Source organism: Halomonas sp. OfavH-34-E (genome assembly GCF_024124525.1).
GTDB lineage: Bacteria > Pseudomonadota > Gammaproteobacteria > Pseudomonadales > Halomonadaceae > Halomonas > Halomonas litopenaei.
In genome coordinates this window covers 1-23,688 of sequence record NZ_JAMXRY010000016.1, presented here as the reverse complement: position 1 = coordinate 23,688, position 23,688 = coordinate 1, and the positions used below count along the sequence as shown (strand labels likewise).

Here is a 23,688-nt window from a genome sequence, read left to right as displayed (position 1 = left end):
GTCACTACCGCATCATCAATGAACCTGACCGCTGTAACATGTTGAACATCGAGGTCTAGCTACAGACTCAACCACCCCTGATAGAGCCCCAGCGTGGCCACCAGCGCCGAGGCGATAGTGACCGCGAAGATAATCTTCTCGATGGGGGTAAAGACCTTTTCATCACGCTCGCTCTTGGCCTTGTAGAAGAACACGGCACCGGGGGCGTAAAGCAGCGCCGACAGCAACAGATAGTCGATACCGCCGGCAAACAGCAGCCAGATCGCGTAGAGGGTAGCCAGGCCGCCGACAAACAGATCCTTGCGGCGTACCTCAGGCTCCTTCTCGTAGGTTTCTCCCTTTACCGCGAGCAACAGGGCGTAGGCCGCCGACCACAGGTAAGGCACCAGGATCATCGAGCTTGCGAGGTAAAGAAGGCTCAGGTAGGTGGACTCGTTGACCAGCGTCAGCAGCAGAAAGAGCTGGATCAGGCCGTTGGAAAGCCACAGGGCGTTGACCGGCACCTTGTTGGCGTTTTCCTTGCTCAACAGTTCAGGCATGGTGCCGTCGCTGGAGGCCGCGTGAAGAATCTCGGCGCACAGAAGTGTCCAGGACAGCAAGGCGCCGAGCAGCGAGATCACCAGGCCCAGGCTGATCAGATGACCGCCCCAGGGGCCGACCACCTGGCTCAGCACCAGCGCCATGGACGGGTTCTTGAGCTCGGCGAGTTCCGGCTGGCTCATGATGCCCATGGACAGCACATTGACCATCACCAACAGCAGAAGCACACCGACAAAGCCGATCACGGTGGCGCGCCCGACATCGCGACGATCGCGAGCCTTGGCGGAATAGATGCTGGCACCCTCGATACCGATAAATACCCAGACGGTGACCAGCATCATGTTGCGAACCTGGTCCATCACGCTGCCAAGATCGGCGTTGCCGGTGCCCCAGAAGTCCATGGTGAAGACGTCCAGATGAAAGCCGATGGCGGCCAGCACGATGAACATGATCAGCGGGACGATCTTGGCGATGGTGGTCACCAAATTGATGAACGCCGCCTGCTGGATGCCCCTGGCCACCAGGAAGTGAACCGCCCACAACAGGATCGATGCACAGCCAATGGCCGCCGGCGTATTACCCTCGCCGAAGATGGGGAAGAAGAAGCCCAGGGTGCTGAACAACAGAACGAAGTAGCTGACATTGCCGAGCCAGGCACTGATCCAGTAGCCCCAGGCGGAAGAGAAGCCAAGATAGTCGCCGAAACCGGCCTTGGCGTAGGCATAGATGCCGGCGTCGAGTTCCGGCTTGCGATTGGCCAACGCCTGGAAGACGAACACCAGTGCCAGCATGCCGACCGCGGTAATTCCCCAGCCGATCAGCACCGCCCCTGGTGCGGCGCTCGCCGCCATATTCTGCGGAAGCGAAAAGATACCGCCCCCGATCATCGAGCCGACGACCAGCGCAAGCAAGGCGCCGAGTCTCAGCTTTCCTGTGTCATTTTCCATGGGAAGGGTTTCCTCGTGGGGACCAAAAGTTTGCCAATTCAGGCTACTCTCTTTTTGGCCCCTTGAGGCTACCGAAACCGCCGTACACACCTCTCTGCTGACTCGTGTCAACTACGCCTTTCGACGTACATAATAACGACCCCGATCAGGTTATATCGCTCCACCACCACTGTTTGATCTCGGCCGCTTGCAACGACCTTTCCCTCGGATTTGCGGTCAGTGGCTCGTCCCGAACGAGGGAACTTTGCTTCGCGGGTGCCTGCAGCGCCATGTCGCTACCAGGTTCGCGACAGCGTCCAGGCTAGCTGGACCGAGTGGGAATGGGAGGCACAAAAAAAGGGAGCCCTGGGCTCCCTTGCAGCATGCGGTGAACATCGCGTCCGAGCGACGATGTCGTCCGGACTAGTCGTGGCCCGGCGTCTGGCAGGACAGATCCGCCTGGCGATAGCCGATCAGATAGAGCACGGCGTCAAGCCCCAGGGTCGAGATGCTCTGACGGGCCTGGGCACGCACCAGCGGCTTGGCCCGAAAGGCGATACCGAGCCCGGCGGCGGCCAGCATCTTGAGATCGTTGGCGCCATCGCCCACGGCGATGGTCTGTTCCATGGCGATCCCCTCGCGCTGGGCGATCTGGTGCAACAACGCGGCCTTGCGATCGGCATCGACGATCGGCTCGCGCACCTCGCCGGTGACCTTGCCGTTCTCGATCACCAGCTCATTGGCATGGATCTCGTCGAAGCCCAGCCGCTGTTGCAGATGGCGGGCGAAGTAGGTGAAGCCGCCGGACAGGATGGCGGTGCGGTAGCCCAGCCGCTTGAGCTGGGCCATCAACTGCTCCACCCCGTCCATCAGCGGCAGCTCTTCGGCGATCTCGGCCAGCACCGACTCGTCCAGGCCCTTCAGCTTGGCCATGCGCTCACGGAAGCTCTGCTGGAAGTCGAGCTCACCGCGCATGGCCCGCTCGGTCACCTCGGCGACCTCGTCGTAGACCCCGTGGCGGCGCGCCAGCTCGTCGATGACCTCGGCCTTGATCAAGGTCGAGTCCATGTCGAAGCACACCAGGCGACGGTGGGTGCGCCAGATGGAGTCTTCCTGCAGGGCGATATCGACCCCGTGGGTCGCACCCAGCGCCAGCGCCTTCTCGCGCAGCGACTCGAGGTCCACGTCCTCGCCGCGCAGCCAGCACTCGACGCAGCTACCCTGGGCCGGTGCCTCGCCGTCCAGCGGCTCGCGCCCGGACAGGCGATGGATCAACTCCACCGTCAACCCGTGCTCGGCGGTCAGCGCCCCCACCTCGGCCAGGATGCCGGCGGGCAGTCGCGGCGCCAGCAGGGTCATGATCAGGCGCGGCTGACTCGCGGTCTCGCTCCAGCGGTGGTACTCCTCGGCGCTGATCTGGATCGCCTGGACGTCCAGGCCCAGCTCATCGCCGGCGCCCGACAGGGCGCCTTCCAGGTCGGCCTCGTGGTCAAGCGCTACCAGCGCCTCCAGCGAGACGATACCGAAGGTCACGCTCTGGTTGATGTCCAGAAGGCGCGCGCCGCTGCGGGCCAGGATCCGCCCCAGGCCGGCCAGCTGGCCAGGGCGGGCCCGGCCGGTGGCGCGCATCAGGATTCGTCGTGTCATGGTGTGTCTTCCTTGGGCACCCGCAGCAACCGGCGGGCGCCGTACCGTCGTAAGGGTTACGCCTCGAGGCGCTCGAGCCGGTCGACCTTCTGCAGCCCGCGTGGCAGCTTGCTGCCTCGCCGTCCGCGATCTCCCCGATAGTAGTCGAGCTCACCGTTCTTGAGCGACAGCTTGCGCTTGCCGGCGTGCACCACCAGGGTATCCCCAGGCGCCAGCACCACCAGGCCGCGCACAAACTCTTCGCGCCGGGCCGCCCGGGCGCCGGGAATATCCAGCATCTTGTTGCCCTTGCCCTTGGACATCTCCGGCAACTGGTCCAGCGGGAACAGCAGCAGTCGGCCTTCGTTGGAGACCGTGGCCACGGTCAATTCCTCGGCCGCCGGCAGCTCCACCGGGGGCAGCACATTGCAGCCCTTGGGCAGGCTCAGCACCGCCTTGCCGGAACGGTTCTTGCCGGTCAGGTCCTCGAGCCGGGCGACGAAGCCGTAGCCGCCGTCGGAGGCCAGCAGGAAGCGGGCGTCCCCCGGTGCCAGCATGACGCCGGCCATGTGCGCGCCGGCCACCACGTTGACCTTGCCGGTGACCGGCTCGCCCTGGCCACGGGCACTTGGCAGCTGGTGGGCCGGCAGGGTATAGGCCCGGCCGGTGTCATCGAGCAGCACCAGCGGCTGGTTGGTCTTGCCTCGCGCGGCCAGATGGAAGGCGTCACCGGCCTTGTAGGACAACCCGGAGGGGTCGATGTCGTGGCCCTTGGCGGCACGAATCCAGCCTTTTTCGGACAGCACCACCGTCACCGGATCGGCACCCACCAGTTCGACCTCGGACAGCGCCCTGGCTTCCTCGCGCTCGACGATCGGCGAGCGGCGCTCGTCGCCGTGCTCCTCGGCGGCCTTGCGCAGCTCCTGCTCGATCAGGTCGGTCATCGCTGCCTCGTTGCCGAGCAGCTCTTCAAGACGCTTGCGCTCCGCCTCGAGCTCGTCCTGCTCGGTGCGGATCTTCATCTCCTCGAGCTTGGCCAGGTGGCGCAGGCGCAGCTCCAGGATCGCCTCGGCCTGACGGTCGGTCAGACCGAAGGCTGCCATCAGCGCGCTCTTGGGCTCATCCTCCTCGCGGATGATGCGGATCACCTCATCGATATTGAGGTAGGCGATCAACAGGCCTTCGAGCAGGTGCAGGCGGTCGTTGACCTTGCCCAGCCGGTGCTCGAGGCGACGGCGCACCGTGGTGCGGCGGAAGTCGAGCCATTCGCCGAGCAGCTCCGGCAGCGGCATCACCCGCGGGCGGCCGTCGAGGCCGATCACGTTGAGATTGACCCGCACGTTCTTCTCGAGGTCGGTGGTGGCGAACAGGTGCGCCATCAGCGACTCGATATCGACCCGATTGGAGCGCGGCTCGATCACCAGACGGGTCGGCTCCTCGTGGGTCGACTCGTCGCGCAGGTCGGCCACCATGGGCAGCTTCTTGGCCTGCATCTGCGCCGCGATCTGCTCCAGCACCTTGGCCCCGCTGACCTGGTAGGGCAGCGCGGTGATCACCACCTGGCCCTCTTCCTGCTCGTAGCGGGCGCGCATCTTGACGCTGCCGCGACCGCTCTCGTAGAGCTTTCGAAGATCCGCGCGCGGGGTGATGATCTCCGCCCGGGTGGGAAAGTCCGGACCAGGCAGGTGCGCCATCAGGTCGGCGGTGGTGACGCCGGGATTGCGCAGCACCTCGCAGGTGGCCTCGACCACCTCGCGCACGTTGTGCGGCGGGATGTCGGTGGCCATGCCCACGGCGATGCCGGTGCCGCCATTGAGCAGCACGTGGGGCAGACGTGCCGGCAGCACCACCGGCTCGTTCATGGTGCCATCGAAGTTGGGCGCCCAGTCCACGGTGCCCTGGCCGAGTTCGCTGAGCAGTACCTCGGCGAACTTTGACAGCCGCGCTTCGGTGTAGCGCATGGCGGCAAAGGACTTGGGATCGTCCGGGCTACCCCAGTTGCCCTGGCCGTCCACCAGCGGATAGCGATAGCTGAACGACTGGGCCATCAGCACCATGGCCTCGTAGCAGGCGCTGTCACCGTGGGGGTGGAACTTGCCGAGCACGTCGCCGACGGTACGCGCCGACTTCTTGTACTTGGCGTTGGCGTTCAACGCCAACTCGCGCATGGCGTAGATGATGCGCCGCTGCACCGGCTTCATGCCGTCGCCGATATGGGGCAGGGCCCGGTCGAGAATGACGTACATCGAATAGTCGAGGTAGGCCTTCTCGGTGTATTCGCGCAGGGACAGTCGCTCGACGTCGCCCTCCGCCACCTCAATGTCCAGAGTCATGATCCCTCGTTCTCAATCCTGGTCGCCTGAACCGACGACGTGAAATCCGGGAGCGTCACTGCGTGCAAGTCACCGCGATGGCGGCCCGTCACACTTCGATATCCGCCAGGTTGCCGTAGTCCTCGAGCCAGCTCTTGCGGTCCGAGGCGCGCTTCTTGGCCAGCAGCATGTCCATCATCTCCATGGTGCCGTCGCCCTCCTCCCGGGTCAGCTGTACCAGCCGCCGGGTCTCTACCGCCATGGTGGTCTCGCGCAGCTGCAGCGGGCTCATCTCGCCAAGGCCCTTGAAGCGCTGCACGTTGGGGGTGCCGCGCTTGCCTTCCAGCTTGCGCAGGATGGCCGCCTTCTCGCTCTCGTCCAAGGCGTAGTAGACCTCCTTGCCAAGGTCGATGCGGTAAAGCGGCGGCATGGCGACGAAGACGTGGCCGGCGTCGACCAGCGACGGAAAGTGGCGCACGAACAGCGCGCACAGAAGGGTGGCGATGTGCAGCCCGTCGGAGTCGGCATCGGCGAGGATGCAGATCTTGTGATAGCGCAGCTTGGACAGGTCGGCACTGGCCGGATCGGCGCCGATGGCCACGGCGATGTCGTGGACCTCCTGGGAGCCGTAGATATCGTGGGAATCGACCTCCCAGGTGTTGAGGATCTTGCCGCGCAGCGGCAGGATCGCCTGGGTCTCGCGGTTGCGCGCCTGCTTGGCGCTGCCCCCGGCGCTGTCACCCTCGACCAGAAACAGCTCGCTCAAGGCAGGGTCCTGGCCACTGCAGTCGGCCAGCTTGCCGGGCAGCGCCGGGCCGGAGGTGACCTTCTTGCGCGCCACCTTCTTCGAGCTCTTCTGGCGCCGCTGGGCGGCGCTGATCACCAGCTCGGCCAGCGCCTCGGCCTGGTCGACGTGGTGGTTGAGCCACAGCGAGAAGGCGTCCTTGACGACGCCGGAGACGAAGCCCGCCACGGTGCGTGACGACAGCCGCTCCTTGGTCTGGCCGGCGAACTGCGGATCGAGCATCTTTACCGACAGCACGTAGGCGACCCGCTCCCACAGGTCCTCGGCGGTCAGCTTGACCCCGCGCGGCAGCAGGCTGCGGTACTCGCAGAATTCCTTGAGTGCCTCGAGCAGCCCCGAGCGCAGGCCGTTGACGTGGGTGCCGCCCTGGGCGGTGGGGATCAGGTTGACGTAGCTTTCCATCAGCGAGTCGCCGCCTTCGGGCAACCACTGAATCGCCCAGTCCACCCCCTGCTCATCGTCGGCGAAGTGACCGACGAAGGGCGAGCTCGGCAGCACCTCGTAGCCGTCGGTGGTCTGGGCCAGATAGTCGCGCAGACCGTCCGCGAACTGCCAGGTGGTGGCGGTGCCGTCGGCTTCCACCAGTTCCACCTTGAGCCCGGGGCAGAGTACCGCCTTGGCCCGCAGCAGGTGCTTGAGCCGCCCTACCGCCAGGTTGGGGCTATCGAAGTAGCTGGTATCCGGCCAGAAGCGCACCAGGGTGCCCTTGGCACGCTTGGCCGCGGTGCCGATGACGTGCAGGTCCTCGACCTTGTCGCCGTGCTCGAAGGCCATGGCGTGGCGCTCGCCGTCGCGCAGGACCTCGACCTCGAGGCGTCGCGACAGGGCGTTGACCACCGACACCCCGACCCCGTGCAGGCCGCCAGAGAAGCGGTAGCTCGACGAGGAGAACTTACCGCCGGCGTGCAGCCGAGTCATGATCAGCTCGATCCCCGACACCCCGTGCTCCGGGTGAACGTCGATGGGCATGCCGCGACCGTTGTCCGTCACCTCGATGCCGCCGTCGTCCCGCAGTACCACGCGGATCTCGTTGGCGTGTTCGGCGAGCGCCTCGTCGACGCTGTTGTCGATGACCTCCTGGACCAGGTGATTCGGGCGGGAGGTGTCGGTGTACATGCCGGGGCGCTTGCGAACGGGCTCCAGCCCGGAAAGCACCTCGATCGAACTGGCACTGTATTGGGTCATGCGTGGTCCATCATCAGGATGACTGGGATCGTCTTTGCGCCGTCGACTGAACGGCTCACTCGGCCGGTACCGGCGCCACTCGCCCGGGCGCCAGGGCGTGACCGCCGTGGGCGAACACCGCCGGCAGGTAGTCGGCCAGGGCATTGAAGCCGTGCTCGCCGCCGGGATGCAGGATCGCCTTGGCCCCGCGGTAGGCGGCGAAGGCGTCGGCGCTGTCCAGCGTCTCGTCCTCGGTCACCAGCAGCAGCAGATAGCGCCCGGGGGCCACCACCTCCGGCGTCATCTCGGCGATCTGGTCACGGTGGCTCTGCCCGACCACGAAGCGCTCACCGGTATAGGCGTTGACGAAGCTCTCGCCGAGCATGGTGTCGACCAGCCTGGCCGGTCGCACCGCCGGATTGACCAGTACCGCCGGCAGCTCATGGCGCTCTGCCAGCACCGTGGCCAGAAAGCCGCCCATGGAGCTGCCCATCAGCATCGGGCTGGGCCCCAGCCGGGGTAACAGCGATTCGGCGAGCCGCAGGGCGTCGGCCGCCTGCGAGGACAGGTCCGGGGTCTCGCAGGGAAGCCCCAGCTCCGCACAGGCGGCCTTGATCAGCCGCGCCTTGGGCGAGGCGCCGGCACTATTGAATCCATGCAGGTAGAGCACGCCGCTCGCTGCGGCAGCACTCGACGCTGTTGATGGGCTCAGCATAACGGAAAACCTGTATAAATGGCCAGTTTTCGACCCTCCCCTGCGCCTGCAGGGGCGCTGTCGCCATCACGCATGCCAACGGCCATCAGTCCCGCGCGGCTTGCCAGGTGGCCTCGATCAGCCCACGGGTGGAGTCATCCATCGCCTCCAGGCCCTGGCGCCCCTCGATGATGTCACGGGTCTCGTTGGCGATCTTCTTGCCCAGTTCAACGCCCCACTGGTCGAAGGGATTGATGCCCCAGATGGTGGCCTGGACGAACACCTTGTGCTCGTAGAGGGCGATCAACGCGCCCAGGGTCTGCGGGGTCAACCGCTCCAGCAGCAGGGTGGTCGAGGGCTGGTTGCCACGATAGCGCTTGTGCTCGGGCCTGGGACCGTCATCGGCGATGGCGTCGTCTCCGAGCATCAATACACGGGACTGGGCGAAGCAGTTGGCCAGCGTCAGCCGGTGCTGGCCCATCAGGTGCTCGCGGGTGGCCGGATCCTCGACGTCATCGTAGCGGGCCAGCGGCGCGATAAAGTCGCACTCCACCGCCTGGGTGCCCTGGTGCAGCAACTGGTAGAAGGCGTGCTGGGCGTTGGGCCCGAGCTGGCCCCACAGCACCGGACAGGTGGAGTAGTCGACGATATCGCCGTCGTTGGTCACCGACTTGCCGTTGGACTCCATCTCGAGCTGTTCGAGGTAGGCAGCGAAGTATTCCAGGCGTCCGTCGTAGGGCAGAATCGAGTGGGCACGGATATCCAGGAAGTTGTTGTTCCAGATACCGGCCAGCGCCAGCAGCACCGGCAGATTGTCCTCGAGCGGCGCCTTCTGGAAGTGCACGTCCATGGCGTGGGCGCCGGCCAGGAAGTCGCGGAAGCCGTCCATGCCGATGACCAGGGCGATGGGCAGGCCGATGCCACCCCACAGCGAGTAGCGCCCGCCGACCCACTCCCAGAACTCGAGCTGGTGGTCGCAGGCGATGCCCCACTCGGCCATCTTGTCCGGGCTTGCCGAGACACCGATAAAGTGCTGGCGCAGCACCAGTTCGCGATCCACGCCCTCCTGGCGCGCCTCGACCAGCCGGGACAGCAGCCAGTCCCGCGCGGTGTTGGCGTTTGACAGGGTATCGATGGTGGTGAAGGACTTCGACGACAGCACGAACAACGTGGTCTCGGGGTCGAAGCGCATCAGGTAGTCGACCAACTGGGAGCCGTCCATGGTCGAGGCGAAGTGGACCTCGACCGGATGGGTATCCGCCGGGCGATAGTCGGCCAGGGCGTGGGTCACCATCAGCGGCCCCAGGTCGGAGCCCCCGACCCCCAGGTTGACCACGTCACGGATCGGCTTGCCGGTGGCGCCGCGCCACTGGCCGGAATGGAAGCGCTCGACCATGGTCGCCATCTTGTCCAGGGTGGCGTGCACCGCCGGCACCAGATCCTCGCCTTCGACCACCAGAGACGCATCCTGCGGCAGACGCAGCGCGGTATGCAGCGCAGGACGGTCCTCACTGACGTTGACCCGCTCACCGGCCAGCAGCCGACGGATGGCGTCGGGCACGCCGGCCTCGTCGGCCAGCGCCAGCAGATCCTCGAGGGTCTGCTGGTCCCAGCGCTGCTTGGACAGGTCGAGTTTCAGCCCCGCAGCCTCGTGGCTGAAGGTGGCAAATCGCCCGGCATCCTCGCGAAACATGTCGCACAGGTGGCGCTTGCCGACTTCCTGTGCCTTCTGCTTCAACGCCTGCCAGGCCGGCGTTTGATCGATCGATGGCATGATTCCTCTCCTTGGGCCCTGTCTGGTGGGCAAAGCTGGGCCGAACGGCGACGGCAAGCCTCATCGTGCAGCCTGACCGCGGGGCGCGTACAATCACTCCCCCCGAGCCCGACAACACTGGCAATCCATGAGTGACGCATCTTACCGTGACGCCATCTTTTCCACACCCCTGGACAAGGTGGCGCGCTTTTCGTTCGACGAGCGAGTCGTCGCCTGCTTCCCCGACATGATTCGCCGATCGGTCCCCGGCTATGGCCAGATCCTCGGCATGCTGGGGGTGATCGCCGAGCGCCACCTGCGCCACGGCGCCCACGTCTATGACCTTGGCTGCTCGCTTGGCGCCGTGGGCCTGGCGCTGGCCGGCCAGCTACCCAAGGACGCCTTCAGCCTGACCGGGGTAGACCTGTCCCCGGCGATGGTCGAGCGCGCCCGCCAGACCCTCGAGCACGAGTGCCCCGACCACGCCATCGAGGTGATCGAAGGCGACATCCGCCACCTCGACTACCGTCCCAGCGGCATGATCGTGTTGAATTTCACGCTGCAGTTTCTGGCCCCGGAAGACCGCGACGGTGTACTCGAGAAGCTCTACCAGGCGCTGGAGCCCGGCGGTGTATTGATCCTGTCGGAGAAGATCAAGGCCGGTGACGAACAGGACAATGCCTGGCTGGTGGAGCGCTATCACGACTTCAAGCGTGCCAATGGCTACAGCGACCTGGAGATCAGCCAGAAGCGCAACGCGCTGGAGAACGTGCTGGTGCCCGACACCCTGGAGCAGCACCACCAGCGCCTGGCGCGGGTAGGCTTTGCGCGCTCGCTGACCTGGTTTCAGTATCTGAACTTCGCCTCCATGGTGGCCTTCAAATGATTCCCGAGCATCAGCGCGATGTGTACCGCGCCTTTCTCGAGCAATCCTTCCGCCACGCCGGCATGGGCGACTGGCTTGCCCGCCTGCCCGAGCAGTTCGCCCGTGGCCTCGACCGCCAGCGTCACGGCGACCTGCCGGCCTGGGAGAAGGCGGTGGCCAAGCTGCCGGCGCTGCCCGACAAGCGCCATGTCCAGCTCGATCGCGACGAGGTCACGGTCGAGCTGGAGCTTGATGACAGCCGTCGTCGCCAGAGCGAGAACCTGCTGCGCGCGCTGATGCCGTGGCGCAAGGGCCCGTACCGGCTGGCAGGCATCGCGATCGATACCGAGTGGCGTTCGGACTGGAAGTGGCAGCGGCTGGCGCCGCACCTGTCGCCGCTGCGCGGTCGAAGGGTGCTCGACGTGGGTGGCGGCAACGGCTATCACGCCTGGCGCATGGCCGGCGCCGGTGCCGACTTCGTGCTGGTGATCGATCCCTCACCGCGCTTCTACTGGCAGTTCCAGGCGGTCAAGCACTTCGTCGGCGATGCCGACGGCGGGCGTACCCACTTCCTGCCGGTGGGCATCGACGATGTGCCCCAGGGCCTGGGCTTCTTCGACAGCGTGTTCTCCATGGGCGTGCTCTACCACCGCCCTTCCCCCCTCGACCACCTGATGCAGCTACGCGACGCCCTGCGTCGGGGCGGCGAACTGGTACTCGAGACGCTGGTGGTGGAAGGCGACGAGACCCGGGTGCTGGTGCCGGGCGATCGCTACGCGGCGATGCCCAATGTCTACTTCCTGCCGTCGTCGCGCGCCCTGGTGGGCTGGCTCGAGAAGGTCGGCTTTTGCGACGTTCGGGTGGTGGATGAAGCCCCCACCAGCCTGGAGGAGCAGCGCTCCACCGACTGGATGACCTTTCAGTCGCTGGGTGACTTCCTGGACCCTGAGCGCCCCCACCTGACCCGCGAGGGACACCCGGCCCCACGTCGGGCCGTCGTGATCGCGACGCGCCCAGCCTGATCCCGTACCCCCTGCCCCCCCTGCCCCCATAAGACGCGACGCCCCGCTGATCCGGTCAGCGGGGCGTCGTCGTCAGGGGCTGTGTCAGGGGCGGTGTCAGGGGCTATGTCAGTGGCGGATTCGCGTCAGACGAAGTCCAGCACCATGAAATGGGGGTTGTCGACCAGCACTTCCATGCGGGTAATGTCGTAGAGCACTATCATGCGCTCGCCGCGCTCTGTCTTCAGCGACAGACACTCCTCGCGATCCTCGTTGAAGGCGGTATCCAGTGCCTCGCCGTGCTTCTCGTCACCGTCTCGCAGCGACAGCTTGACCGGAAAATGGTACAGGCAGGCGATTTCGATATTGTCATAGAGATGGCAGGCCACCATGTTCGTGCCCTCCCTGCTTCCGTGGGGGAATGGAAGACGTCGTCATGACGTCACACGCGACGCATCCTGCCTTTGGTCTAGCCCAGGCACCAGCCCGCCACCATCTGGCTGCGCAGTTGGAGTTAAACCCATCGAAAAGCACTAGTATTCTGATTCAACCAGGCCACTGAGACGCCGCTATTACTGTGCTCTTTCAGTGCTCATCTGACAGCGGCCCCTGCGCCGTAGCGCAGGGGCCGCTGTTGCAGCGAACCAACGATGGTGAAGCCGGTCGCGGACGTCAGCGCTTGAGCAGCTCGCGCACGTCCTTGGCCTCCCAGTGGGGGAAGTACTTGCGCACCAGGGCGTTAAGTTCCAGCTCGAAGCCGGCCCAGTCGACCTGCTCGGCAGCGCCGCCTTCGACACTGGCCGCACCACGAATCATGCCGGCGCCCACGGTGACGTTGGTCAGCCGGTCGATGACGATAAAGCTGCCGGTGCCAGGCACCCGCGCGTAGTCATCGATGGGCACCTCGGCGGTCAGCGCCACCCGGCAGCGGGCGATGGCGTTGAGCTCGAGTCGCTCGGCGCCATGACGCTCCAGGCTGTTGACGTCGACCTGATAGTGGATGGCGTCGACGTGGCCTGCCACCGCACGCCCAGCCATGCGGATATCGTACTGACGCCCAGGCTCGAGGGCGTCGTCGTGCATCCACACGATGTCGGCGTCGAAGGCATTGGACAGGGTGATGTCGGCGTCCGCCGCCACCAGCCAGTCGCCACGCGAGATATCGATCTCGTCTTCCAGGGTCACGGTGATGGCCTGGCCCGGGTAGGCATCGTCAAGATCGCCTTCGAAGGTGACGATGCGCTCGACCCGGCTGAGCTTGTTGGACGGCAACGCCTTGACCGCCTGGCCGGGGCGCAGGATGCCCGCCTCCAGGGTGCCGGCGTAGCCGCGGAAGTCGAGATTGGGGCGATTGACGTACTGCACCGGAAAGCGCAGATCGCTCAGGTTCTGGTCGCGGCTGACCTCCACGGTCTCCAGAAGCTCCAGCAGCGCCGGGCCCTGGTACCAGTCGAGGCGCTCGCCGCGATCGACCACGTTGTCACCCTTGAGCGCCGACAGCGGCACGAAGTGGATGTCGCTGGCGTCGAGCTGCTCGGCGAAGGCGCGGTAGTCGGCGACGATCTCGTCGAAGCGCGCCTGGGAGTAGTCGACCAGGTCCATCTTGTTGACCGCGATGACCAGATGCTGGATGCCCAGCAGGTCGGCGATGAAGCTGTGACGACGGGTCTGGGTCTGCACGCCATAACGGGCGTCGATCAGGATCACCGCGAGGCCGGCGGTGGAGGCACCGGTGGCCATGTTGCGGGTGTACTGCTCGTGCCCCGGGGTGTCGGCGATGATGAACTTGCGCTTGTCGGTGGAGAAGAAGCGATAGGCCACATCGATGGTGATGCCCTGCTCGCGCTCCGACTGCAGACCGTCGACCAGCAGCGCCAGATCCACCTCTTCGCCGGTGGTGCCCTTGGTCTTGGAGGCCTGAGTGATGGCCGCCAGCTGGTCGTCGAAGATCATCTTGGAATCGTGCAGCAGGCGACCGATCAGGGTCGACTTGCCGTCATCAACGCTGCCGCAGGTGATGAACCGCAACAGGTCCTTGTTTTCGTGCTCGTGCAGATACTGCTCGATGTTATCAGCAATCAGACTGGACTGGTGAGACATGCTGTACCCCTGATGGTGACCCGACGTCGTGCTGGACGCCGGGCCCTTGATCTGTCATCTGCGTCCCCGCTCCCGATCACTGTCGGCCGGAGCAAGGCGCGTGGCTGCGTGCGGTCGGTGCCGGCGTCAGAAGTAGCCTTCGCGCTTCTTCTTCTCCATGGAGCCGGCCTGGTCATGATCGATGGCACGGCCGGAGCGCTCGCTGGTACGGGTCAGCAGCATCTCCTGGATGATCTCCGGCAGGGTCTGGGCCTTCGACTCCACCGCACCGGTCAGCGGGTAGCAGCCCAGGGTGCGGAAGCGCACCCACTTCTGCTCGGGCTCTTCGCCCTCGGCCAGGGGCAGGCGCTCGTCATCGACCATGATCTGCATGCCGTCGCGTTCCACCACCGGGCGCGGGGCGGAGAAGTAAAGCGGCACGATGTCGATGTTCTCGAGGTAGATGTACTGCCAGATATCCAGCTCGGTCCAGTTGGACAGCGGGAAGGCACGGATCGACTCACCCTTGTTGATGCGGGCGTTGTACAGATTCCACAGTTCCGGACGCTGGTTCTTGGGATCCCAGCGGTGGTGGCGGTCGCGGAAGGAGAACACCCGCTCCTTGGCACGGCTGGCCTCCTCGTCGCGGCGGGCGCCACCGAAGGCGGCGTCGAAGCCGTACTGGTCCAGCGCCTGCTTGAGGGCCTGGGTCTTCATCACGTCGGTATAGCCGCTGGAGCCGTGGTCGAAGGGGTTGATGCCGGCGGCACGCCCTTCCTCGTTGGTGTGGACGATCAGCTCCATGCCCGCTTCCTTGGCCATGCGGTCGCGGAAAGCGATCATCTCGCGGAACTTCCAGGTGGTGTCCACGTGCATCAGCGGGAACGGCGGCGGGCCAGGATGGAAGGCCTTGCGCGCCAGGTGAAGCATCACCGAGGAGTCCTTGCCGATGGAGTAGAGCATCACCGGGTTCGAGAACTCGGCGGCCACTTCACGGATGATATGGATGGACTCCGCCTCGAGCTGCTTGAGGTGGGTCAGTCGCTTCGGCGTGAGCGACGCCTGGGCGGCGCGCTCACGGGCTGGTGCGGAAAGGCTGGTCATGGCCGGACACCTCGCATGACGGGAAAAGTGGAGATGTCAGCGAGGATACTGCGGGGCGAGTAATAACGTAAAAGAATTAATAACTATCTTTTTAGAACCAAGCGTAAGACTCCTAGATATCGACGCGCTCCACCCAGGTCTGCCACTCTCCCTCTCGTTTCAACTCCACCACCCGGTAGCCGGGGCGCGACGCCTCGTCCACGGCGAAGTCCTCGCTGCCGGGCAGGAACTGGTCAGAGGTGGAGGGACAGGCATAGACGTCGACCCGTCCATGGGCCAGGGACATCCCGCCATGGAAGGCCTGATGCACATGACCGCACAGCACCATCTTCACCTGGGGATAGCCGTCCAGCACCTCCCAGAAGCCGTCGGCATCTACCAGGCCCAGGGCGTCGATCCAGGCGCTGCCCACCGCCAGCGGCGGATGGTGCATGGCGATCAGGGTCGGGCGATCGTCCTCGGCCAGACGCGCGCCGAGCGCGGCCAGGGCCTCTTCTCCCAGCTGCCCGGAGGCCTCGCCGACAAGCTGGGTATCGAGCTGCAGAAGCCGCCAGTGGCCGGCCTCGACCTCGGGCAGGATGTCCCGCTCGGCGCCCATCAGCGCCACGTCATCGTGGTTGCCGGGAATCCAGAACCAGGGGCAGTCGAGCTCGCTCAATCGCTCGGTAGCGAGCCGGTAGGCGGCCTCGGACTCATCCTGACTGATGTCACCGGTGACCAGCACTAGGTCCGGGCGGTCGGCGTCCACCGCCTTGACCACCGCCTCCAGCTGATGGGCGGGCAGGCCTCGGCGCGAGCGCGCCATCGGGTCGGCGTACAGGTGGCAATCGCTAATCTGGATCAGGCGCATGGAGATCTCTCGACGGGCGGCAACGGCGAACCGGCTCAGGGCAACTGCGGCAGATCCAGCGAGTGGCCGTGGGCCAGCCCGTGATCGAGCCATTCGCCGAGGAAGCGATTGATCTGCAGCTTCTCGTCGGGCTGGTGCATATGCGCGTTGGGATAGCGGTAGCGGCCATCGAAGTGGCGCCGGCGCTGAAAGTCGGTGACCTCGGCCATGCGCACGTCGTGATACAGATGCACGCGCATGCGCGGGCTGTCGATGACGCCGTCGAGGATACCCTCCTGGCTGACGCGAATGATGCTGGTATAGGGCGCCAGCTCTTCGACATGCAGACGCAGGGCACCGAGTCGACGCTCGCCGTTGAGCAGTTCGACCTCGCGACTTTCGCCCTCTTCCAGCTCGCCCAGCAGGCGCGTCAGGCGGATGTAGTTGGCCGTGCACTCGCTCTGCAACGTGCGCAGATCGGTGACGTAGGCGCTGCGTTGGGTCACGCTACCTCCTTGCTCTCAAAGACGCCCGTTCGGCGGCCAGCCAGTAAAAGCCGATCAGGCACATGGCGTTATCGAGTCTCCCTTGATTGAGAAGTTCCCAGGCACGATGAAATGGCAACACATGGACGCGGATATCCTCGTGCTCTTCGTCCAGGCCATGCACCCCACCCAGTCCGCTGGTATCGACGAGACCGCAGAAAAGCGTCACACGTTCGTCGCAGGCACCCGGACTAGGATAGTAGCTATGCAGCAAGATGAGGTCCCCGACCTCGCAACCGGCCTCCTCGAGGGCCTCGCGACGGGCCACTTCCTCGGCAGACTCGTCCTTGTCGACCAGTCCGGCCACGCACTCGAGCTTCCACGGGGTGTGGGCGTCTTCCATTGCACCGGCACGGATCTGCTCCACCAGTACCACGCTGTCGCGCTCGGGGTCATAGAGCATGACGCCCACGGCGTCGTGCCGGCTATGCACCTCGCGCACCACCGCCTCGCTCCAGCCACCTTCGAACTTGCGATGGCGGAAGATCAGCTTGTCCAGACGAAAGAAGCCCTGGTGCAGGCAATCGCGTGACACCAGTTCGACGTCCTGGGCGGTAAAGGGGGCATCGATGTTGCTCGTTTCCGGCATGGGGACCTCCGCAGACAGATCGGCCCATTATCCGGATCGGTCAGGGGCCCCACAAGGCGAGTCCAGGTGGGGCCTCCTGTCAAGGCGGGAAACGACAGGGAAATCGGCGCGGGTCAGAGCTCGTCGAGCGCCTGATCAGAGCTCGTTGAGCAGGGCGCGCGCCTCGGCCTTGAGCGCCTGATCAGAGGCCTCGCGTCCGGCGCGAACCGCACCGGCGATGGCCTTCTCGGCGTGCTGGCGGGCCTCGGCGTCGCGTCCCTCGTCGGCCAGGTAGGCGGCATAGTAGTAGTTGACGTCGATACCGCCGGGGCGAATCGTCAGCGCGCGCTTGAACATTTCCTCGGCCTTGTCGTCATCACCGAAGGCCACCGGCCAGCCCGGAGCACGGTCATACAGCGCCCCCAGGGTCACATAGGCCGAGCCATCGAGACCGTTGGCGTCCAGTGCGATGGCCCGCTCCAGCGCCCGCCGCGCGGCCTTGGCGTTGTCCAGCGCGCCGAGCCCGCCCTTGGCCTTGGCCAAGGACGCCTCGATGATGCCCTCCCACACCAGCAGCTCGCTGACGTTGGGATTGGCCGAGCTCAGCTCGTGGGCCTCGGCGGCCAATGCCGTCAAGGGGGCCTCCTGGGCCGACAAGGCGCTCGAGGTGGTGACGCTTTCCCAGCGGTTCTTGAGCTGGTCGACCTCACCCTGCCAGGCCAGCGCCACGCCGCTGGCGAGGCAGGCGGACAGGGTGACAAGCGTCAGCGCCGTCGTGGCTAAGAGCCGACGCGGGCGTCGACGCAACGCGGTAGATGGAACATCAGGCGAGGCGGAAAACAGAGTTCGTGACATTTGGCGGCTCCGGATACTGTTATTGTGATGCACCCTGATGCTGGGTGGTCATGGTGGGCGGCCGTAGTGCGCAGTCAGGCCAAGCGATCAGGCCGAGCACTGACCCTGGCGTTGTGACCCGATACGGAAAGCCACACGCGTTCTGGCGCCCTCCCCGAAATGTAACGAACGTTTGATTTATTCGCCAGTCGCATTCTTCGTCGACCGCTCACTGCCTCGCTCCCATGACCTTTCCCCCGCCACCCAAAGCGCTTGCGACCTGACCCAAGTCGCGGCACCCTCGTGGACCTTGTCTGATTCAACGACTCACCGAGGATCGCCATGAAAGGCCGCAACATGACTCGCTGGCGTGACCCGGCGAAGGATCCCCGTCAGGAACCGAAGAGCAACCTGATCACCCTGGAAGGTGCCGAGCGCCTGAGGGGCATTCTCGACCACCTGAGCCGGGTCAAGCGACCGCAGCTATCGGCCAAGGTCGGCGAGGCGGCGGCCCTTGGCGACCGCAGCGAGAACGCCGACTACACCTACAACAAGAAGGAACTCAACCGGGTCATCGGCCGCATTCGCTACCTGACCAAACGGCTAGATGAGTTGCAGGTGGTGGACCGCCTGCCGGCGGACACCGATCGGGTGTTCTTCGGTGCCTTCGTCACCCTGGAGGACGAAGACGGCGAAGAGATGTCAGTGCGCATCGTCGGCCACGACGAGACCGACACCAGCAAGCGCTGGATCAGCGTCGACGCGCCGCTGGCCAAGGCGCTGCTGGGCAAGTCGCTGGACGACGAAGTGACGGTGGCCGCCCCCGGCGGGGAGACCACCTGGCTGATCACCGAGATCCACTACCGCACGCCGGGTCAGAACACCTAGCCCGACAGACGCCTAGCCCGGCTGGTACCTAGCCCCTGGCGAGGCGGGCACGGTAGACCCGAAAACGGCCATTGTCGGCCAGGATCTCGAAGCCGCCGAAGGCCTTCTCCAGGGGATCTGCGTAGGGCAGGAAGGCGTTGGCCACCAGGATCAATTGCCCGCCCGGCGTCAGATGCTGCGGCGCCTCCTGGATCAGACGGGCCGCCGGGCCGTAGTCGATGGAGCGCTCCTGGTGAAACGGCGGATTCGAGACGATGGCGTCGAAGCGACGATCCGCCAGCGCCGAGTAGACGTCGCTTTCCAGCGCCTCGCCCTGGAGCCCATTGGCCGCCAGCGAGCGCCGGGTCGCTTCCACCGCAAAGGCGCTGACATCCACCGCGGTGACATCACGCCCCTGCTGCGCCATCCAGGCCGCCAGAATGCCGTCACCGCAGCCCATGTCGAGCACCTGGCCCCGGGGCAAGGCGGTCTCTAGCTGCTCGATCAGCAGCCCGGTGCCCTCGTCGAACTTTCCGTGTCCGAAGACGCCGGGATGACTTGCCAGCGTCAAGCCTGCGGCCTCGAAACGCGTCCACACCGCTTCCGGGTCGAGGGGCTGGGGCGCCGAGCGAGTCGCGAACAGCGAGCAGCGCCGGGCGCTGTCGAGCTTGCGACAGCCCATGCCCAGGGCCGCCAGCACCTTGAGCACCCGCTTGATGCCGCCCTGGTGCTCGCCCACCAGCTGCATCGGCGTGCCCTCGGGCAACACCTGACACAGCCACAACAGCCACCACTCCCCCAGGGCGTGGGACTTGGGCCAGAACAGCACCACCCCCGGCGGCGGCGAAGCCTCGGGCGAGAACGGAGACAGCGCCGGGCGCCCCTGGGCCTGCCATGCAGCGCGCACCGACACATCGGCGCTGATCAGGGTCCCTTCGCCCTGCTCGAGCCAGCCATCCCGGGGCGGCGCCACCCACCACCAGCCGCGATAGTCGGCGTCCTGACGCTCGAGCAGTTGGCACACCGGGGTTTCGGCACTCATGTCGGGGTCTCCTCACGGGTGTCAGCGCCGCCGTCGCGCGGCGATGGACGCTCCTCGGGGTCGGCCGGACGGCGGAAGGTATAGAGCAGATAGCGGCCCAGCCGCCAGTGGGGGTCCAGGCGGCAATAGGCGTGCTCCAGCGCCACCAGCTTGTCGAGTTCCTCGTCGTCCTGGGGCGGGCGACGCAGGTAGTCGTGGAACACCCGGATACCCGCCACGCCCTCGCAACGAAGCCCGGCTTCTTCGGTCCAGGCCATCACCTGGTCATGGGTCAGCGGCGAGATCGGCGTCAGTCGCTGGCGCTGCCCCTTGCCCTCGAGCCGGTCCTCCAGCGCCTTGTCCAGGTTGCCCTTTACAACGTTGGACAGCCGCAGGGCGTCGCGATTGAACACCATCAGCGACAGTTGAGCCCCCGGCGCCATCAGCGCAGCCAGGCGATCGATGGCCGCCCTGGGGTCGCCCAGCCATTCCAGCACCGCGTGGCACACCACCAGCGGCCAGGGCCCAGGGGCCTCACTCGCCAGGTCCTGCAGCGGCGACGTCAGATAGCGAACCCGGGACGTCTCGACACCCTGGGCGTCGATCGCCTCCCGGGCCCGGTCGAGCATTTCACCGGCGGGCTCGGCCAGCGTCACCGCATGCCCACGCTCGAGGAACCACTGGGCCTGCTGACCGAGCCCCGCGCCCACGTCCAGCACCGGCTGGCCATCGAGATCGAGCATCTCCGGCAGCAGACGGTCCAGCAATGACAGGCGCAGCTCGCCGCGCAGGTGCCCGTAGAGCGACGCCGAAAACTTGTCCGCCAGTCCATCGAAGTGACGATCACCATGAACAGACAGCGGCGTACCGCCTGACGCATGACCAGCAACAGAAGCGGCAGCATCAGAAGCAGCAACAGAAGCAGCAGCGGGAGTGACGGCAGCGTCACTCGTGGGGTGTTGAGACATCGAAAACGCCAGACAGGTGTGGATAACAAAGAGCCGTGGCGCGCATTCTACCGAGCCAGGCCAGCGCTGACACCCGCCCGGATCAGCTTCCCTGCCACCGTCCCAGCCACCTTCCTTGCCAACTGCGGGTTTATCTTGGCGAGTCAGCCGCTTATAATGCCGCCCCAACGCCCTCTTAGCTCAGCAGGATAGAGCAGCCGCCTCCTAAGCGGCAGGTCGCAGGTTCGAATCCTGCAGAGGGCGCCATCGGCGCATTCAACGCTCCCCATTCCTTCCTCGCAACACTCCGCAAAGCCCCGCCCCGCCTGAATCTACACCCCAAGGCTTCCCAAAGCTAAGCATTCCTATTGCATGGTTTCTTGTATGGTCTACTGTATGGTGGCAATTCCCCATACATGGATGCCATACATGAAGCGCTCCGCCATCAAGCGGCGCCCGCTGGCCGATACCGTGCTCTCGACACTCGAGCCCGAGGCGAAAGAGTACCGGGAATCCTACGGCGTGGATCGCCTATATTTCGTCGTCTCCCCTTCCGGTCGCAAGCGCTGGGAAGTGCGGTACAAGAAGCCGACCAACGGCAAATGGGCTTGGCTTGGCCTGGGTTCCTACCCTGACGTCAAAGCCAAGGCTGCGCGGGCCAAGGCCGTCGAGGTGGCCTCGCTGGTGGCCGATGGGCTCGACCCGGTAGAGGTGCGCCGCGGCAAGCCCAGCGTCCGGACGTTCGGCATAGTGGCCGAGGAGTGGCGGCAGCACAAAGAGGCGCAAGGCCGGTCGGAGCGCACGATGACCAAGATTCGGTCGTGGCTCGACAATGACGCCCTGCCCCGCCTGGGCGAGAAGGACATTGCCGCCATCTCCCGAGGCGACTGCATAGAGGTGCAGCGCTCCATCGAGGATCGGGGCGCATTCAACATCGCGGAGAAGTCCCGTGCCTTCCTGCGGCGGATATTCGACTTCGCGATCGCGCATGACTACTGCGAGAACAATCCTGCCTCGAATCTGAACGACATTGCCGCCCCGGCGCCGAAGTCAAAGCCCAGGCCGCACCTGTTCGAGGACGAGCTGCCCGACTTCCTGCGGGCCTTGCGGCTGACCGGCAGCCGCCACTCGACGCGCACCGCGGCCTGGATGGTGCTCTGGACGGCATCGCGCCCAGGCATGGTTCGCTGGATGGAGTGGAGTGAGCTGGACGGCGATCTATGGCACATCCCGGCAGAGAAGATGAAGATGCGCCGCGGGCACACGGTGCCGCTGCCACGCCAGGCTGTCGAAGCCTTGGAGGAGATACGCCCTAAGACCGGGCGCTTTCGATATGTGTTCGCTGGAGACGGGGCAAAGCTGCCGGTGATCTCCGATGCGGCGATCAACCGGTGCTTCGATCGGGCGGGATACAAGGGGAAGATGACGGGGCATGGTGCCCGCCACACGGCCAAGACCTTGCTGAGCGAGCACGGCTGGCCGTTGGCGTGGACAGAGATGCAGTTGGCACACAAGCCCCAGGGGCTGGAAGGGACGTACAACCAGGCGTCGTACATCAAGCACAGGCGGGAGATGATGCAATGGTACGCCGACTATCTGCAGGCGCTGGAGGAAGGAATGACGAGCGATATGCAGCAGGCGTTCAAGCGTCGTCTTCGGGACGCCGTTGGCTAGCCCACTTTGCCATCCAGTCCTCGATCTCGTGTTCGTACCAGTAGAGCACTGCCGACCGCCCTTCCCCGTCAGCAATGGGCTGCGGAAAGTCGGGGTCGGTCTTGCGCAGCGTGTCGAGCGATGACCTGCCTCGACCGATCTTCTGGCAGACCTCTCGGCTTTTGAGGAAGCGGAGAGGCCGCTGAATTGCTGGTTCTGCCATTTGTCACCTCCTGAAAACTAAGAAGCCGCCTTGCTGGCGGCCTTGAGTGCGGCGTATCGGCTGAATGCCGGGTGATCGGGTCGAGGCACGTCCGTCCATATCTTTCCGCGCCTGACCAGGCTGATTGTTGCATGCGAGACGCCAAAGGCCTGGGCGATTTGCTTGTTGTTCTGGCCAGCCATCATGCGATGGATGATCTGCTGGACCTTTCGCCTCGTTAATGTGGCTCTTGGGTTTGCCTCGCCCTGGTGGCCGGGGTATCTGCCCCGCCCCTTTTTGATCATGTCTTGGTTGTTGTCCATATGCGTGCCGAGCCAAAGATGGTCAGGGTTGACGCACGCCGGGTTGTCACACTGGTGGCAGACCACCATGCCATCTGGTATCGCCCCCTTGTGGATCATGTACGAGACGCGGTGCGCCCTATGGGCTTCGCCGCGGTACTTGATCCTGCCGTATCCGCCTCGGGAGCTGAGCGCATCCGTCCACTCCCAGCAGCCGGTGCGAGGGTTGATCTGATACTTGGAGTGGAAGCGCTCGACCGCTTCTGCAGGAATATAAGCCTTCTGCATACACCCTCCGCGCAAAACAAAGCCGCCTCGAGGGCGGCGGTTATGGTCCGGGATTCATGAGGCCTGGCAGGCTTCGAAGAACATCGGCGCGGGCCTGGCGAGCTATTTGGCTCCGATGCTCCAGCAGCACGTAGTCGTAGAACCGATGGCAGTAGTCCCGCCATGCCTCCCTGGGTGTCTCGCCGGTGCCTGTGATCGCCTCGCCGTTCAGCGTGGGGTAGCCCATGCACCGCCAGTAGATGATGCCGTTGACGTTCTGTCTGCTCATTCGTGGTTTCTGCATTTCAGCCTCCCGGCGTCGGCGATGTTTCGAGCATCCTCCAGCACCAGGCCGGCATCATCGGCCAGTCGTTCGGCGAGATGAACGTCACGGGCACACGTGATGTCCTTTCGGAGCCACATATCCATCACGTGGACCTCGATCTGGTCGACCTGCCGAACGGCCCCATCAGCGTTGAGGTATTCGTTGGATGCCAGGCGGACGCGGTTGATCCCTGTCAGGGATGCCGTCTCACGGAGCCGCTCCAGCTCGGCGGCATCCCGCTCGATCCTGTAGGCGGCCTCGCCTGCGCAGGCGACCAGTTGCATTACCTGTACGTCGCCCCGGTCATCGACAGGGGCCCGCAAAACGCCCAGCAGCATGGTGTCACTCATCGCCACCTCCCTCGGCCTGCTGGCGCTCCAGCCAGACAGCGAAGACGCCTTGTATGTGTGGGCGGAACGGCGCCTTGACCGACTCCATCAGCTCATATCGGAAGCTGGC

The 23,688-nt window shown here is 65.3% G+C and carries 23 protein-coding genes and 1 tRNA gene; 5 read left to right on the top strand and 19 right to left on the bottom strand.

Going from position 1 to position 23,688, the window contains the following annotated elements; all coding sequences use genetic code 11:
- Nucleotides 1–59: 59 nt before the first annotated feature.
- From arcD to pgi, 6 genes are all read right to left on the bottom strand, one after another.
- Nucleotides 60–1,487 carry an arginine-ornithine antiporter gene (gene arcD / locus NH448_RS08955; protein ID WP_045994513.1) on the bottom strand — a complete coding sequence of 476 codons (1,428 nt, stop codon included), beginning with the start codon at nt 1,485–1,487 and terminating at the stop codon, nt 60–62.
- Nucleotides 1,488–1,889: 402 nt separating this feature from the next.
- Nucleotides 1,890–3,113 (bottom strand): phosphoserine phosphatase SerB, encoded by a 1,224-nt coding sequence (gene serB / locus NH448_RS08950; RefSeq protein ID WP_045994514.1) that lies wholly within the window; start codon nt 3,111–3,113, stop codon nt 1,890–1,892.
- Between the two features lie 56 nt (nt 3,114–3,169).
- Nucleotides 3,170–5,425: a DNA topoisomerase IV subunit A gene (gene parC, locus NH448_RS08945; protein ID WP_045994515.1), complete on the bottom strand. Its 2,256-nt coding sequence runs from the start codon at nt 5,423–5,425 to the stop codon at nt 3,170–3,172.
- 88 nt (nt 5,426–5,513) lie between these two features.
- Complete coding sequence (parE, locus tag NH448_RS08940) at nt 5,514–7,394, bottom strand: DNA topoisomerase IV subunit B (protein ID WP_045994516.1); 1,881 nt, start codon at nt 7,392–7,394, stop codon at nt 5,514–5,516.
- A 55-nt stretch (nt 7,395–7,449) separates the two neighbouring features.
- On the bottom strand, nt 7,450–8,088 hold the full coding sequence (locus tag NH448_RS08935; RefSeq protein WP_045994517.1) for a YqiA/YcfP family alpha/beta fold hydrolase: 639 nt from the start codon (nt 8,086–8,088) through the stop codon (nt 7,450–7,452).
- An 85-nt stretch (nt 8,089–8,173) separates the two neighbouring features.
- A complete protein-coding gene (pgi, locus tag NH448_RS08930; RefSeq protein ID WP_045994518.1) occupies nt 8,174–9,841 on the bottom strand; it encodes a glucose-6-phosphate isomerase in 1,668 nt (555 codons plus the stop codon).
- A gap of 127 nt (nt 9,842–9,968) precedes the next feature.
- On the opposite strand from pgi, the gene cmoA reads away from it, so the two are divergent.
- Both cmoA and cmoB read left to right on the top strand, forming a co-directional pair.
- Nucleotides 9,969–10,706 carry a carboxy-S-adenosyl-L-methionine synthase CmoA gene (gene cmoA, locus NH448_RS08925; protein WP_045994519.1) on the top strand — a complete coding sequence of 246 codons (738 nt, stop codon included), beginning with the start codon at nt 9,969–9,971 and terminating at the stop codon, nt 10,704–10,706.
- Nucleotides 10,703–11,707, top strand: a complete 1,005-nt coding sequence (cmoB, locus tag NH448_RS08920) for a tRNA 5-methoxyuridine(34)/uridine 5-oxyacetic acid(34) synthase CmoB (protein WP_045994520.1) — start codon at nt 10,703–10,705, stop codon at nt 11,705–11,707. Before cmoA ends, cmoB begins: the two co-directional genes overlap by 4 nt.
- A 125-nt stretch (nt 11,708–11,832) precedes the next feature.
- On the opposite strand, the gene NH448_RS08915 is transcribed toward cmoB, so the two are convergent.
- From NH448_RS08915 to NH448_RS08885, 7 genes are all read right to left on the bottom strand, one after another.
- A complete protein-coding gene (locus tag NH448_RS08915; RefSeq protein ID WP_253028676.1) occupies nt 11,833–12,078 on the bottom strand; it encodes a Rho-binding antiterminator in 246 nt (81 codons plus the stop codon).
- A 280-nt stretch (nt 12,079–12,358) separates the two neighbouring features.
- On the bottom strand, nt 12,359–13,786 hold the full coding sequence (cysN, locus tag NH448_RS08910) for a sulfate adenylyltransferase subunit CysN (protein ID WP_045994522.1): 1,428 nt from the start codon (nt 13,784–13,786) through the stop codon (nt 12,359–12,361).
- A 126-nt stretch (nt 13,787–13,912) separates the two neighbouring features.
- Nucleotides 13,913–14,869, bottom strand: coding sequence for a sulfate adenylyltransferase subunit CysD (gene cysD, locus NH448_RS08905; protein WP_045994523.1), 957 nt, complete (start codon nt 14,867–14,869; stop codon nt 13,913–13,915).
- Between the two features lie 112 nt (nt 14,870–14,981).
- A complete protein-coding gene (locus NH448_RS08900; protein ID WP_045994524.1) occupies nt 14,982–15,719 on the bottom strand; it encodes a metallophosphoesterase in 738 nt (245 codons plus the stop codon).
- Between the two features lie 35 nt (nt 15,720–15,754).
- The gene (locus NH448_RS08895; RefSeq protein ID WP_045994525.1) at nt 15,755–16,204 is read right to left on the bottom strand and encodes a DUF1249 domain-containing protein; all 450 of its coding nucleotides are present in this window, start codon (nt 16,202–16,204) and stop codon (nt 15,755–15,757) included.
- Between the two features lies 1 nt (nt 16,205).
- Complete coding sequence (locus tag NH448_RS08890) at nt 16,206–16,832, bottom strand: NUDIX domain-containing protein (protein ID WP_045994526.1); 627 nt, start codon at nt 16,830–16,832, stop codon at nt 16,206–16,208.
- 135 nt (nt 16,833–16,967) lie between these two features.
- Entirely contained in the window at nt 16,968–17,666 is a 699-nt protein-coding gene (locus NH448_RS08885; RefSeq protein ID WP_239452605.1) for a hypothetical protein, read from the bottom strand.
- 321 nt (nt 17,667–17,987) lie between these two features.
- Here NH448_RS08885 and greB point away from each other — a divergent pair, with 321 nt between their 5' ends.
- Nucleotides 17,988–18,533, top strand: coding sequence for a transcription elongation factor GreB (gene greB / locus NH448_RS08880; protein ID WP_083970608.1), 546 nt, complete (start codon nt 17,988–17,990; stop codon nt 18,531–18,533).
- Between the two features lie 28 nt (nt 18,534–18,561).
- On the opposite strand, the gene NH448_RS08875 is transcribed toward greB, so the two are convergent.
- Both NH448_RS08875 and NH448_RS08870 read right to left on the bottom strand, forming a co-directional pair.
- On the bottom strand, nt 18,562–19,554 hold the full coding sequence (locus NH448_RS08875) for a methyltransferase (RefSeq protein WP_045994527.1): 993 nt from the start codon (nt 19,552–19,554) through the stop codon (nt 18,562–18,564).
- Entirely contained in the window at nt 19,551–20,501 is a 951-nt protein-coding gene (locus NH448_RS08870) for a methyltransferase domain-containing protein (protein ID WP_083970609.1), read from the bottom strand. Before NH448_RS08870 ends, NH448_RS08875 begins: the two co-directional genes overlap by 4 nt.
- A gap of 169 nt (nt 20,502–20,670) precedes the next feature.
- Here NH448_RS08870 and NH448_RS08865 point away from each other — a divergent pair.
- Together NH448_RS08865 and NH448_RS08860 are read left to right on the top strand one after the other, a co-directional pair.
- Nucleotides 20,671–20,747, top strand: a tRNA-Arg gene (locus tag NH448_RS08865).
- Between the two features lie 162 nt (nt 20,748–20,909).
- Nucleotides 20,910–22,154 (top strand): integrase arm-type DNA-binding domain-containing protein, encoded by a 1,245-nt coding sequence (locus tag NH448_RS08860; protein ID WP_253028675.1) that lies wholly within the window; start codon nt 20,910–20,912, stop codon nt 22,152–22,154.
- Here NH448_RS08860 and NH448_RS08855 read toward each other — a convergent pair.
- Genes NH448_RS08855 through NH448_RS08840 form a run of 4 tightly spaced genes read right to left on the bottom strand, consistent with a single transcriptional unit; the run spans nt 22,123 to nt 23,579 of the window.
- Nucleotides 22,123–22,356 (bottom strand): AlpA family phage regulatory protein, encoded by a 234-nt coding sequence (locus NH448_RS08855; RefSeq protein WP_253028674.1) that lies wholly within the window; start codon nt 22,354–22,356, stop codon nt 22,123–22,125. The genes NH448_RS08860 and NH448_RS08855 overlap by 32 nt on opposite strands.
- A gap of 17 nt (nt 22,357–22,373) precedes the next feature.
- On the bottom strand, nt 22,374–22,925 hold the full coding sequence (locus NH448_RS08850) for an HNH endonuclease (protein WP_253028673.1): 552 nt from the start codon (nt 22,923–22,925) through the stop codon (nt 22,374–22,376).
- A gap of 40 nt (nt 22,926–22,965) precedes the next feature.
- Nucleotides 22,966–23,193 (bottom strand): hypothetical protein, encoded by a 228-nt coding sequence (locus NH448_RS08845; RefSeq protein ID WP_253028672.1) that lies wholly within the window; start codon nt 23,191–23,193, stop codon nt 22,966–22,968.
- Nucleotides 23,190–23,579, bottom strand: a complete 390-nt coding sequence (locus tag NH448_RS08840; protein WP_253028671.1) for a hypothetical protein — start codon at nt 23,577–23,579, stop codon at nt 23,190–23,192. Before NH448_RS08840 ends, NH448_RS08845 begins: the two co-directional genes overlap by 4 nt.
- Between the last annotated feature and the right edge of the window lie 109 nt (nt 23,580–23,688).

Coding starts and splice junctions, on each gene's coding strand:
- NH448_RS08845 (WP_253028672.1), bottom strand. CDS start 23,193: ATGAGCAGACAGAACGTCAACGGCATCATCTACTGGCGGTGCATGGGC.
- parE (WP_045994516.1), bottom strand. CDS start 7,394: ATGACCCAATACAGTGCCAGTTCGATCGAGGTGCTTTCCGGGCTGGAG.
- NH448_RS08870 (WP_083970609.1), bottom strand. CDS start 20,501: ATGTCTCAACACCCCACGAGTGACGCTGCCGTCACTCCCGCTGCTGCT.
- arcD (WP_045994513.1), bottom strand. CDS start 1,487: ATGGAAAATGACACAGGAAAGCTGAGACTCGGCGCCTTGCTTGCGCTG.
- NH448_RS08850 (WP_253028673.1), bottom strand. CDS start 22,925: ATGCAGAAGGCTTATATTCCTGCAGAAGCGGTCGAGCGCTTCCACTCC.
- NH448_RS08860 (WP_253028675.1), top strand. CDS start 20,910: ATGAAGCGCTCCGCCATCAAGCGGCGCCCGCTGGCCGATACCGTGCTC.
- NH448_RS08935 (WP_045994517.1), bottom strand. CDS start 8,088: ATGCTGAGCCCATCAACAGCGTCGAGTGCTGCCGCAGCGAGCGGCGTG.
- NH448_RS08900 (WP_045994524.1), bottom strand. CDS start 15,719: ATGCGCCTGATCCAGATTAGCGATTGCCACCTGTACGCCGACCCGATG.
- NH448_RS08840 (WP_253028671.1), bottom strand. CDS start 23,579: ATGAGTGACACCATGCTGCTGGGCGTTTTGCGGGCCCCTGTCGATGAC.
- cysD (WP_045994523.1), bottom strand. CDS start 14,869: ATGACCAGCCTTTCCGCACCAGCCCGTGAGCGCGCCGCCCAGGCGTCG.
- NH448_RS08890 (WP_045994526.1), bottom strand. CDS start 16,832: ATGCCGGAAACGAGCAACATCGATGCCCCCTTTACCGCCCAGGACGTC.
- pgi (WP_045994518.1), bottom strand. CDS start 9,841: ATGCCATCGATCGATCAAACGCCGGCCTGGCAGGCGTTGAAGCAGAAG.
- cmoB (WP_045994520.1), top strand. CDS start 10,703: ATGATTCCCGAGCATCAGCGCGATGTGTACCGCGCCTTTCTCGAGCAA.
- NH448_RS08875 (WP_045994527.1), bottom strand. CDS start 19,554: ATGAGTGCCGAAACCCCGGTGTGCCAACTGCTCGAGCGTCAGGACGCC.
- NH448_RS08855 (WP_253028674.1), bottom strand. CDS start 22,356: ATGGCAGAACCAGCAATTCAGCGGCCTCTCCGCTTCCTCAAAAGCCGA.
- NH448_RS08915 (WP_253028676.1), bottom strand. CDS start 12,078: ATGGTGGCCTGCCATCTCTATGACAATATCGAAATCGCCTGCCTGTAC.
- cmoA (WP_045994519.1), top strand. CDS start 9,969: ATGAGTGACGCATCTTACCGTGACGCCATCTTTTCCACACCCCTGGAC.
- greB (WP_083970608.1), top strand. CDS start 17,988: ATGAAAGGCCGCAACATGACTCGCTGGCGTGACCCGGCGAAGGATCCC.
- serB (WP_045994514.1), bottom strand. CDS start 3,113: ATGACACGACGAATCCTGATGCGCGCCACCGGCCGGGCCCGCCCTGGC.
- parC (WP_045994515.1), bottom strand. CDS start 5,425: ATGACTCTGGACATTGAGGTGGCGGAGGGCGACGTCGAGCGACTGTCC.
- NH448_RS08885 (WP_239452605.1), bottom strand. CDS start 17,666: ATGTCACGAACTCTGTTTTCCGCCTCGCCTGATGTTCCATCTACCGCG.
- cysN (WP_045994522.1), bottom strand. CDS start 13,786: ATGTCTCACCAGTCCAGTCTGATTGCTGATAACATCGAGCAGTATCTG.